11 protein-coding genes are annotated in these 11,733 nt (G+C 39.6%); 8 read left to right on the top strand and 3 right to left on the bottom strand.

Annotated features, from left to right (window positions below; all coding sequences use genetic code 11):
• Positions 1 to 39 precede the first annotated feature (39 nt).
• Complete coding sequence (locus tag ACXAEO_RS01570) at positions 40 to 765, top strand: pseudouridine synthase (protein WP_474877135.1); 726 nt, start codon at positions 40 to 42, stop codon at positions 763 to 765.
• Between the two features lie 119 nt (positions 766 to 884).
• On the opposite strand, the gene ACXAEO_RS01575 is transcribed toward ACXAEO_RS01570, so the two are convergent.
• Complete coding sequence (locus tag ACXAEO_RS01575) at positions 885 to 1,106, bottom strand: DeoR family transcriptional regulator (RefSeq protein WP_474877137.1); 222 nt, start codon at positions 1,104 to 1,106, stop codon at positions 885 to 887.
• Between the two features lie 458 nt (positions 1,107 to 1,564).
• Here ACXAEO_RS01575 and pepV point away from each other — a divergent pair, with 458 nt between their 5' ends.
• From pepV to ACXAEO_RS01595, 4 genes are all read left to right on the top strand, one after another.
• Complete coding sequence (gene pepV, locus ACXAEO_RS01580; protein ID WP_474883894.1) at positions 1,565 to 2,974, top strand: dipeptidase PepV; 1,410 nt, start codon at positions 1,565 to 1,567, stop codon at positions 2,972 to 2,974.
• A gap of 105 nt (positions 2,975 to 3,079) precedes the next feature.
• Positions 3,080 to 4,246, top strand: a complete 1,167-nt coding sequence (locus ACXAEO_RS01585) for an MFS transporter (RefSeq protein WP_474877139.1) — start codon at positions 3,080 to 3,082, stop codon at positions 4,244 to 4,246.
• A gap of 115 nt (positions 4,247 to 4,361) precedes the next feature.
• A complete protein-coding gene (gene thpR / locus ACXAEO_RS01590; RefSeq protein WP_474877141.1) occupies positions 4,362 to 4,964 on the top strand; it encodes an RNA 2',3'-cyclic phosphodiesterase in 603 nt (200 codons plus the stop codon).
• 123 nt (positions 4,965 to 5,087) lie between these two features.
• Positions 5,088 to 6,098: a nuclease-related domain-containing protein gene (locus ACXAEO_RS01595; RefSeq protein WP_474877143.1), complete on the top strand. Its 1,011-nt coding sequence runs from the start codon at positions 5,088 to 5,090 to the stop codon at positions 6,096 to 6,098.
• 68 nt (positions 6,099 to 6,166) lie between these two features.
• On the opposite strand, the gene ACXAEO_RS01600 is transcribed toward ACXAEO_RS01595, so the two are convergent.
• A complete protein-coding gene (locus ACXAEO_RS01600; RefSeq protein ID WP_474877145.1) occupies positions 6,167 to 7,222 on the bottom strand; it encodes an EAL domain-containing protein in 1,056 nt (351 codons plus the stop codon).
• 116 nt (positions 7,223 to 7,338) lie between these two features.
• On the opposite strand from ACXAEO_RS01600, the gene pulA reads away from it, so the two are divergent.
• Entirely contained in the window at positions 7,339 to 9,495 is a 2,157-nt protein-coding gene (gene pulA / locus ACXAEO_RS01605) for a type I pullulanase (protein ID WP_474877147.1), read from the top strand.
• A gap of 310 nt (positions 9,496 to 9,805) precedes the next feature.
• Positions 9,806 to 10,594 carry a phosphotransferase family protein gene (locus ACXAEO_RS01610; RefSeq protein WP_474883896.1) on the top strand — a complete coding sequence of 263 codons (789 nt, stop codon included), beginning with the start codon at positions 9,806 to 9,808 and terminating at the stop codon, positions 10,592 to 10,594.
• A gap of 32 nt (positions 10,595 to 10,626) precedes the next feature.
• Here ACXAEO_RS01610 and ACXAEO_RS01615 read toward each other — a convergent pair whose 3' ends face one another.
• Complete coding sequence (locus ACXAEO_RS01615) at positions 10,627 to 10,905, bottom strand: YtzH-like family protein (protein ID WP_474877149.1); 279 nt, start codon at positions 10,903 to 10,905, stop codon at positions 10,627 to 10,629.
• A 142-nt stretch (positions 10,906 to 11,047) separates the two neighbouring features.
• Between ACXAEO_RS01615 and trmB the strand changes: the two genes are divergently transcribed.
• On the top strand, positions 11,048 to 11,692 hold the full coding sequence (trmB, locus tag ACXAEO_RS01620; protein ID WP_474877152.1) for a tRNA (guanosine(46)-N7)-methyltransferase TrmB: 645 nt from the start codon (positions 11,048 to 11,050) through the stop codon (positions 11,690 to 11,692).
• Positions 11,693 to 11,733: the final 41 nt, after the last annotated feature.

An 11,733-nucleotide genomic window follows, 5' to 3' on the forward strand; every position in this document is an offset into this window, starting at 1 on the left:
ATTAGTAAAATGAAATATATACATAGTAGAGGTGCAAAGATGAGAATTGATAAATTATTGGCAAATGTAGGATATGGGAGCAGAAAAGAAGTAAAGGGGCTATTAAAATCCGGCGCAGTGAAGGTCGATGAACAAGTCGTAAAAGACGCAAAGACTCAAATTAATCCGGAAGAACAGGAAGTGACAGTACATGGAGAAGTTGTATCTTACCGGGAGTTTGTTTATTTGCTGATGAATAAACCACAAGGTGTCATTTCAGCAACAGAGGATTCTTATCAAAAAACAGTCGTGGACTTACTGGAGTTAGAGGACGCTGCATATGAGCCATTTCCAGTCGGAAGATTAGATAAAGATACAGAAGGGTTTTTACTGTTAACCAATGACGGTCAGCTCTCCCATAAACTGCTATCACCTAAAAAGCATGTACCGAAAACGTATTTTGCCCGCATTAATGCTCCTGTGGACGAAACGGACGTTCAAGCTTTCAAAGAGGGGGTTGAATTGGATGATGGATATATGACCAAACCGGCTGCCTTAACTATTTTAGCAAGCGGAGAAACATCGGAAATTGAATTGACCATCGTGGAAGGGAAATTTCATCAAGTGAAGCGCATGTTTGAGGCGGTTGGAAAAAAAGTTATCTATTTAAAGCGGATCTCTATGGGACCACTGAAATTAGACGACAACTTGGAGCTTGGAGAGTATAGAGAACTGACAGATGAAGAAGTGGAGTTGCTGCAAACCTATACACCGGACAGTAACTAGCCAGAAAAAAGGAACCTTTTACAATGAAAGGTTCTTTTCTACATGTCTTGAATTATACACTTGTTCTGTAATCAGTTAATTGTCTATATATGATATGATTTTTACTTGAATGCCTTTTACTATGACGACATCTTAACCTTTTTGCTTGTAGTTGCCCATTTGCCACGGCTTGGGCTGTGGACCAGGTCGTTATATGCTAACACATTAAGGTCACGCTGAATGGTTCTTGGTGTAATGCCAAATTCGTCTACCAGTTCCTGTGTAGTCACCGTTCCGTTTTTGCGGATAAACATGTAGACTGCTTTGATACGAGTCAGCATCCGGTTAGTTGAAGGCTTCAAACAACCACTTCCTTATCGTTTTTTCGCATGGCAATGATTACTACCTGTTCTGAGATGTCAAGCACTATTTAAGTAAAAATTTCTACAATTATATTGTACACAAAAATGGTTGGAAATTAAAAGACAAATGCACAAATTAACACAATATTTACAAAAAAATGAGATAACTATGTAACGTTTTCGTAATACCACCCCTTACAACAGGAATTTTTGTTATAGTATATTAAAATAACTGAAAATTTAGAATAATTTTCTAGCTAAATCTTTAATGTTTTTTAGGAGACTTCAATGTTGTATCCATAAGAAGAGAAAAATTCTCTCGTATGAGCTGATAGTCAAACTCTTGCGCGGGGAGTTACCTTTATGAAAAACTGTCGAAGATGGGGGAGTCTTTCCCCACTTATTTGGAAAAAATGTGATAAAGTAAGGAAGTACATAATTAAAGGAGTAGTGACATGATGGAAAAGATAAATTGGATGAACGAAGTAGAGAAGAGGAAAGAGCAGATTATTCAAGAAACACAGCAATTTCTTCAAATTAAAAGTGTCTTAGATCCATCCACTGAGACAAAAGAGATGCCATTTGGAGAAGGGATTCATCAGGCATTGCTGCATTTACTACAGTTAGGAGAAAAAGACGGATTTACAACAAAGAATGTAGATGGATATGCTGGTCATATTGAAATGGGCAGTGGCGAAGAGCTTGTCGGCATTCTTTGTCACGTGGACGTCGTCCCAGAAGGAGACGGCTGGTCATCCAATCCTTATGGAGCAGAAATTCGGGAAGGGAAAATTTATGCACGAGGAGCTATTGATGATAAGGGTCCGACAATAGCTGCTTATTATGCTATGAAGTTAGTGAAGGAGTTAAATATACCTCTACATAGACGTGTACGCCTTATTCTGGGGACAGACGAAGAAAGCTCTTGGCAATGTGTAGATCACTATTTTAAACATGAAGAAATGCCAACAATGGGATTTGCGCCAGATGCTGACTTTCCAATTATTTATGCAGAGAAAGGGATTTCTGATTTTGACTTAGTGCAAAAAAGTGATTTACCTGCACATGGAAAAATGGTGTTAACTCAATTGCAGTCAGGAAGAAGGTATAATATGGTTCCTGATTTTGCTGAAGCTATTTTAACAGTCCATGATTCTTCTATGGAGATGACATCTCTATATCATACCTTCCTTGAGGAGAAAGGGATGATAGGTCGTGTCACGATTGAAGGAGATAAGGCAACGTTGCAGCTAGAAGGGGTTTCCGCACATGGAAGTTTACCGGAAAAAGGGAAAAACGCAGGTGTCATCTTGGCACAGTTTTTAAACACACTGCCGTTAGATGAGAAGTCTGCTCAATTTATCGAATATACTGTCCAATATTTTGCCGATGATACAACAGGTGAAAAGTTAAAGGTAAGCTATCGTGATGACATTACTGGACCATTGACGATGAATATTGGCATTGTGGAATACGATGAGAAAAACGGTGGGAAGCTTGGGGTTAATATGCGTTATCCAGTGACAGCAAATTTGGAGAAAACGATTGATAATATTCGCCATATGAGTACTTCTCACCAAATGGAGCTTGGGGACTTTTCGAACTCTAAACCGCATTATGTAGCCAAGGACCATGAATTAATTAAAGTGTTACAAAAGGTGTATACGGACCAAACAGGAGAAGAAGCGACCTTGCTGTCAATCGGAGGTGGAACTTATGCTCGGGCGCTGCAAGCAGGTGTAGCGTTTGGCCCATTGTTTCCAGGAAGAGAAGAGCTTGCCCACCAAAAGGATGAACATATCATTATCGAAGATTTGCTAAAGGCAACAGCTATTTATGCGCAAGCCATTTATGAATTAGTTCAGTAAACAGTTAATGGAAACCGAACATATTTTTTATGAGGATGGCTCATTAGCAGGGTGATTCATGTCTGTTTTGCCATCCTCTTATTTTTAAAAGGTGGTGTCGTTTAGATGCAGATAGCACTGAGCAAAGAAAATCATTCCTTTAAAACAATGTTTATCGGCTTTTATTTCCTTGTCTTCTTTGGAATCGGAGGATTGTTCCCTCTTCTCTCAGTTTATTTAAGCGAAGTCATTGGGTTGTCAGGAGGAAAAGTCGGAGTCATCATGTCCGTCAGCCCTGTGATGATGATTTTTATACAGCCATTATGGGGGATGATCGCCGATTATACTCAAAAGCCACGTCTTGTTTTAACGTTGACCCTGATTGGTACAGCTATTATTGGTTACTTTTTTTCCTTTGTTGAATACTATGGGACCCTCATTGTGATGGCTGCCTTGCTAGCTTTTTTTCAAAGTTCTATCATCCCAATTTCAGATAGTATCGCATTAAATTATGTCCAAAAAATCAACGGAAATTACGGTTCCATTCGCTTATGGGGAGCGATCGGTTTTGCCGTTTCTGTTTTAGTCGTAGGAAGACTTGCTGAAGCATTTGGCCTGCAAGTGATTTTCTATGTGTTTGCAGTCGTTTTGTTGCTAGCTGCTATCTTTGCCTGGCAGTTGCCGCGCGAGAGTCAGACGATGAAGGTCAATTTGCGGGAAGGCATCGCTGCCTTGTTAAAGATGCCTAAGTTTGTGCTGTTTTTATTGTCAACCTTTCTCATTTTTGGACCTATTTTTGCAAATAATTTTTATTTTAGTCTTTATATCTCTGATATGGGCGGGACCTTGACGGGAATTGGCATTGCGTTTTTATTAGCGGCAGGAAGTGAAGCGCCGTTTATGAAATTTGCTGGAAGCTGGATTCAAAAAACAAGTGTGTTGCATATTTTGCTTTTATCTTCAGCTATTGCTTTAGTACGTTGGGTTCTTTATTTTCTAGAACCGCCTTTGTGGGTTGTTTATGCAACGACTATTCTTCAAGGGTTTTCAATCGGACTCTTTATTCCGTCGGCGCTTCAGTATGTAAGAGATTTAGCGCCAGTACATATGAGAGCAACCGCTGTTTCGCTTTATTCCGCTGTTGGAAATGGAATTGGTACTTGGTTTTGTACGTTTTTAGGTGGATTCATTTTGGAACGATACGCAATCTCCTATGTATACGGTTTCTTTGGGCTTTTAACATCTTTTGGATGCATCTTACTTTTCTTTATTGCAAAAGCGGCAAAAGGTTAAAAATGAAAGAATGGTGGCTTTTGAACCTATTTGCAGCAAACAGTCTAGAAGTAAAGTGTATGAAAATGTGAGAAATGGTAATGGATATCTTCATGAGAGACAATGGAGAAAGTAGGTGAGCAAATTGGCGGAAAGTACACATTACTTTATTGGAATACGTATACCGAAAGAACTTCGCAATTTCTTAGCAGCTTGGAAAAGTCGTTCAGAAGCAGCACTTCCCTTCAAAACGTGGACAGGGAACGAAGACTATCATCTTACGCTTTCTTTTTTAGGTCGTGTTGATGAACAACAAAAAATGGAATTGGAAGAGCGCCTTGCAGCAGTGTCAGAGACACATTCGGCGTTTGAACTCCAGCCCTCTTCGCTTCAATGGTTTGGAAGAGCAGAACAGCCACGGATATTGTGGCTCGGTGTCGAAGAAAGCGCTCCTTTAAAATCCTTACAGGCAGAGGTGTCTTCTTCCTGTGAAGCCATTGGGTTTCGGCGTGATCAACGCTCTTATTGTCCACATATTACGATTGCTAAACAGTGGAGGGGGATGACTGATTTTCCAGAGGAGCTCTATAAAGCTGACCATTGTGTGTATGAACAACCTTTCTCTTTCTTTGTTAGTACCTTTCATCTATTTCAAATTCATTTAGACCGTCAGCCTCGCTATGAACGAGTTCAAACATTTGAGTTGAAGAAGGAATTGTATGAAGCAGAGAGTGAATGAAAACTTCCTTCTTGGCTCTGTACTATTCTCATATTTAGTCTTGTTATTTTTTCATTAATGTTTAATATTGATTATAGGAATATTAGACAGCTGCTGTCATTCTAATTAGGAGATTGGTGATTTATGGCGCAATTGATTAAACTGCAAGACTACATTTCTCGCTATGAACAGGATATTTACCATTATCCAGCCCAATACATTCGCCTGAAAAAGAAAAATTGGCAAGGTGTAAAATCGGCATTTGAAAATGGCCAGCTTCTTCAAGAGTTTGGGTTAAACGAACCGGCGTTTATGGAAGAAAAGTCTTCTTCTGAAAGAAAGCCATTCCTTCAAAGGATGAAGGGCTTATTACGAAAAGGAAGATCAAAGGAAGGCTCTTTCGAAGAGGAAAAATTCGATGAATTTCTTCCGTCTTCTGAGGAAGAGACTTTTCAAAATGCCTTTACGACTGAGCCGAAAACCATTGATGATTTAAAAGTGCTGTTTTTGGACAATTTATTTGATTTTCAGTTAAAATGGGCGACCTCCACTTTATGGGAGCAGTCTTCTCTTAATCGACAATTCTACTATGATGATACTTTAAAATATTTTCTTCAGCGATTTCCCGATACGTATTTAGTGCTTTATAAACCTGTTTTCTTAGTGAAAAAGGCTCCTGTAGAAGCGGATATTATTTTAGTAAGCCCTACGGAAACGTGGTGCATTTCTATTTTGGAAGGAAAAGATGGGAGTGTATTTCAGTATTCTAAAGAACGTTTTTGGAATGAATTGATAGGGCAGTCCAACCGGAAAATATTAAATCCAATCATTGGGTTGAACCGAATGGAGCAAATTGTCCGCCAAGTTTATGATAAGAACGGGTTAGACTTTCCGATTCATAAAGTGGTCTTAAACCGCCAAGGGTTTATTGATTGCCCTAGTCCGCCTTACGGTGTTCAAATGGTAGATAAGCGCAACTATTCTCAATGGTTTACCCAGCTGAGACAATTATCTTCACCTTTAAAGCACGGGCAATTAAAAGCTGCACAAGTATTGCTTGCGAATAGTCAAACTATCGCTGCTTCTGTAACGAATGAAGAAACAGCAGAAGAAGAGGATTCATCCGACAAACCTCTTTTTCATAACGAAAACTAGTGTTCATGGGCTGGCCTAAAAGGGGATTTGTTTCCTTTTTGGCCAGTCCTTTTTGGCAATAGTGTTTGTTAGAAAGAGAGGTAGGAATGAGTATTTAAAGAAGGTTTTCCGATGTAATAACCTTGGGCGTACTGCAGTCCAATTTCTCGGCAAAATTCTAATTCTTCCTGTCTTTCAATTCCTTCACCTACTATTTGAATGTTTAGCGTGTTTGCTACGTTAATGACTTCAGAGAGAAACTGTTGTTTATTGACATCCGTATCGCAATGGGAGATATAATGACGATCAATTTTCACGAAATCAGGCTGTAGCTTTTGCAGTACATCAAGTGTAGAGAAGCCTGCTCCAACATCATCCAAAGCTACTTTAATTCCTTCCTTTTTGTATGCAGCAAAAATTTTTTTTAGATGATCAAGGTCTTCAATTTTTTCTGTTTCGACAACTTCAAACACAAAATCATTCGGGGACGTGCCATACTTATCCATGAGCATAAACGTATGCTTTAAACAAAAATCAGGATTATAGATCGTAGAAGGCAGAAAGTTCACGAAGCTTTTAATCCCCGGTGGAATCTTTCCTATTCTCGCTTTCACTGCTGCTTTTCTCGCTTGTTGGTCGAGTAAGGAGTGGAGTCCTGTTTTCAGTGCCGTTTCAAATAAGATGGAGGGAGGAACTTGAATCGCTTCATCGCTTGAACGAAGTAAGGATTCAAATCCGAAAGTTTTCCCATCTTTGACGTGAACGATTGGTTGGAGGAAGCTGACAAAGGATTCATTTTCCATAAGCTGGACAATTTCCTCATGCTCCATCTGTTCATATAAATAAGTGATAGGGAAATAATAATGGCTCCATATATCGGGGCTCTCCGCAATTTGGACAGGAAATTGTTCACCAAATAGATCCATAAGAGTGCGGATTGTAGACAGAAGATGCGTTTTTGAGAGATAAGGAATCATGAAACGAGTATCTTTTATATAAGGTATTTGCAAACGCTTTAAATGAGCGGCAGCGACCTCATAATCTGTTTTAATAAATAAATAACCTTTTTTTGGTATTGTGAGAATGATATCGCATTTTTTACAAGTTAGCACTGCAATGGTTCCGTCCTCTCCGCTTTTTATCACAAAAATATTAGTCTTATGCGAATAGTGCACGTTCTTAGTGTACACGATGTTCGTTTGAGGGGATAATAGTTTTTATTGAGTGGGAAAATTTGTCTTAATGTAAGGAGGAGGAGTGATTGGCCAACGTTCATCGTTTATTTGAAGCTTATTTGGACCAAATGAATTTAGTCGTCATATTGGTGCCGAACACAAATGCAGGCGAGTGCAGCAAATCCTTTCAACTTGTCGGAAATGGTCAAAGACAATTGCTTATTCTCGAGCGAACCGTTCACTTGCCTGACCATATTAAATATGAGTGTTCTGTTAGTGCTCACGTTCAGATTGGAAACGAGTATCAAGTGGTGGATGAATGCGGGACGACAACCGATTTGCAAATTGGTGCTGTGATTAGAACGGAAGAGTTTGATGCGATGTTTCATTATACCGGGCATGATCTGGGTGTTACTTATACATCTGAAAAGAGTCTCTTTAAAGTTTGGGCGCCTACCGCGGTGAAAGCATCGATTAAAATAATCGATCCTCAAACGGGAAAAGAGACAAGAACTGGTATGCATCGGGGAGCTAAAGGAGTCTGGACATATGAAATGATGGGGGATGCAGAAGGTCTTCTTTATTCTTTTCTCGTTCAGGTCAACGGTGTATGGCGAGAAGCGAACGATCCTTATGCAAAAGCGATGACAGCGAACAGTGGATACGGAGTCGTGGTTAACCTGGCAAAGGCTGCTGTCCCCAAAATACCGAGGCCGGCATTGCGGCATGAAACGGATGCCATCATTTACGAAATGCATATACGAGATTTCTCCATCCATTCAGGAAGTGGCATTACTCAAAAAGGTCAATATTTAGGGCTCATTGAGAAAGAGACACGAGGGAAGCACGGTCAAACAACAGGTCTGAGCTATTTGAAAGAGCTTGGTATTACTCATGTGGAACTTCTACCGGTGAATGATTTTGCTGGAGTGGATGAACTGCACCCTGAAAAAAGCTATAACTGGGGATATAACCCGCTTTATTTTCAAGTGCCAGAGGGTAGCTATGCTTCAAACCCGAATAATCCGTACACACGGATTCAAGAGTTAAAACAGGTTGTGAGTGCGCTTCATGAAAATGGATTTCGGGTCATTCTTGATGTAGTGTTCAATCATGTTTTCATTCGTGAAGAATCGTCCTTTGAACAACTTGTTCCCGGCTATTTTTTCCGTCATGATGAGCATGGAATGCCCTCTAACGGTACAGGAGTAGGAAATGATTTTGCATCTGAACGATCGATGGCAAGAAAATTTATTGTAGACTCTGTTCTTTTTTGGGTAAAGGAATTCGATGTAGATGGATTCAGGTTTGATTTAATGGGCATTTTAGATGTGCAAACGATGAACGAAATACGAAGGGTTATTGATGCAATCGATCCGTCCATTATGCTTTTTGGGGAAGGGTGGGATTTGAATACACCTTTATTGCCTCAGAAAAAAGCGGCTATTCAAAATGCAGTTTCCATGCCGAGAATCGCCCACTTTAATGACCGCTTTCGCGATAGCATTAAGGGAAGTACGTTCAATTTATACGACCGGGGATTTGCACTTGGGCATACTCACAGAAAGGAAGAAGTAAAACAATCTATTGCTGGCAGTATCGCCTTAAGTAAAGGGGAAAAAGGGTTGTTTTGTCATCCGAATCAAACTATTAATTATGTGGAATCGCACGATAATCATACGCTGTGGGATAAACTGTGCAAATGCAATGATTTTGAAGAGGAAGCATTGTTGCGCCGTCGTCAGCGCCTTGCGACAACGATCGTGTTGCTCTCCCAAGGCATTCCATTCCTGCATAGCGGCCAGGAATTTTATCGAACGAAGCAAGGAGTCGAAAACAGTTATCGTTCTCCAGATGCTATTAACAGGCTCGATTGGAACAGGCAATATATGTTTAAGCATGATATCGATTATATAAAAGGCATTATTTCCATTCGAAAGCACCATAAGGCTTTTCGCTTTCCAGATGCGCCATCCATTCGCAGGCATTTTTCGTTTTTGGAGACAAATGATCATATTGTAGCCTATCAATTAATGAACGTACAAGATTATGGACCATGGTCAGGCATTACGGTAGCGTTTAATCAAGATATTCGAGCACAATCGTTCTCCATTGGTCATGAGGAAAGATGGCACATAGCTGCAAATGACCAATATGCTAGTACGTGCTCAAATGGTATGATAAAAGGGAGAGAGATCGAGATTCCTCCTATTAGTGCCCTTGTTCTATTTCAAGTCGAATAATATTAACGCTTCTACTTGACTAAAAAACGGACTTAGAGCTAAAATTTATAAAGGATAGCTGTTGATAAAAAGGTTCAATGGCTGTCTTTTTTATTTCTACATACTCTGACAGCATCGTCTGATTGTTAGAGGAGATGTTCTTTTTATTTGATTAATAAAAGAATAAAAAGCTTGAATTGAGTCATAATCAATAGCAAATGTTAAGAAAAGAATGCCGAATCATATAGATGGTTTATAATGCTTTCGAATAAGAAAAATGTACGGCCCGTCCGAACGGGATAAACTTTGAGATGAAATGTGTGTGTTGAAATTGAAGGTGAATTGGTTGGAACATATATTAGGAAGCGGGTGGGAGATTACTCCTGCTGGTGGTGCAACAGGAGAAGCCTATTTTGCCAAGTTTGAGGATCGCAGGCTGTTTTTGAAGCGGAATTCTTCTCCCTTTTTAGCCGTTTTGTCTGCTGAAGGGATTGTACCGAAACTTGTGTGGACAAGAAGGATGGAAAATGGAGATGTCATTACGGCCCAGCACTGGATGATGGGGCGGGAGTTGAAAGCTGGTGACATGGCTTCAGCGAAGGTGGCGTCTTTGCTTAGTAAAATCCATCACTCAAAAGAGCTGCTGGATATGTTGAAGCGCTTAGGGAAAACACCGTTACTCCCTGAGGAGCTATTGCAGCAAATCCAGACAAGCATTGATGAGTCTCTTAAAGGAAATCCAGTTGTCCAAAAGGGTCTCGCTTATTTAGAAAGGGAGCTTAAAAACATTGAAACAGACCAATATGTTGTCTGTCATTGTGATGTTAACCATAACAACTGGCTGTTAAGCGAGGAGAATCAGTTGTATTTAATTGATTGGGACGGGGCGATGATCGCAGACCCTGCCATTGACTTAGGGTTGCTTTTGTATTCGTATATCCCGCGGAACAATTGGAATGACTGGCTCGAAATCTATGGGGTAAATTTATCGAAAGAATTGGAAAAACGTATGAAATGGTACGTCATTGCGCAAACGATTTTAGCATTGCAATGGCATACGAATAAAAAAGAAGAAGCGGAGATGAAGTATTGGCAAAATTATTTAAACGACTTAATGTAAATAATAAAGCCAATACATCTTTTTCCGCTGTTTTACGATAAACTATTCAATTCACTGACCCACTGGGACAGGTCTTGCTGGTGTGTTTGAATATGTTCGTCTAGATGTTGCGTATTTTTAGCATTCTGGCTGTAATCATAAATGTTATAGAGCGTGTTTTTTACTTGTTCGTTTGCAGCGTCATTCCCAAGCATGGATTTAATGAGTCTTTCAATCTGCTGGCATTCTGATACTGTTCCACAACAATCACTTTGATGGTTCGATAAAATATCTTTTAGAACAGACATTTGATCATTATAACCTAAAGGCATTCATGTCACATCCTTTGCAAATAGATGCTATTAGTTTTATCACGAACGATATAATTATTCATTCGGAAAAAGGAAGAAAAAGGAGTAGCCGCTCTCCCTTTTTCGTCTGTTTTTTTGTAATCATACTAAACGAGGTGTCATCATGAGATTAAGAAATAAACCGTGGGCAAGAGAGAGAATTGACCAACATCCTCAATATATTATTCCGAACCCTGAAGAACAGAAAGGGAAATGGAATGAAGTATTTGGGAATGAAAATCCTGTACACATTGAAGTAGGTACGGGGAAAGGTCAATTTTTGCTTGGGATGGCTAAGCAAAACCCGCACATTAATTATATTGGAATTGAGCTATACGAAAGTGTAATTGTCAGCGCATTAGACCGTTTAATTGAAGCGGAGGTCCCGAACTTCAAGCTATTAAATGTCGATGCAGGCGAGTTAGAAAAGTATTTTGAAAATAATGAGGTTGAACGGGTGTATTTGAACTTTTCTGACCCGTGGCCGAAAAAGCGCCATGAAAAGCGCCGCTTAACCTATAAAGACTTCCTTCAAGCTTACGAAAACATTCTTGTAGATGAAGGGGAAATTCATTTCAAAACTGATAATCAAGGCTTATTTGAATATTCTTTAATGAGCTTTTCAGCATACGGTTTGTTGTTGACGTTTTTGAGCTTAGACTTGCATAAAAGTGATTTTGAAGGAAACATCATGACAGAGTATGAAGAAAAGTTTTCGCAAAAAGGTCAGCGTATCTACCGTTGTGAAGTAAAATATCCTCGTAAATAATTAGAGAATATGGAAGCTAGGCATGAGCAGTAAGAACATCT

Source organism: Bacillus sp. ABA4_010 (assembly GCF_056159105.1).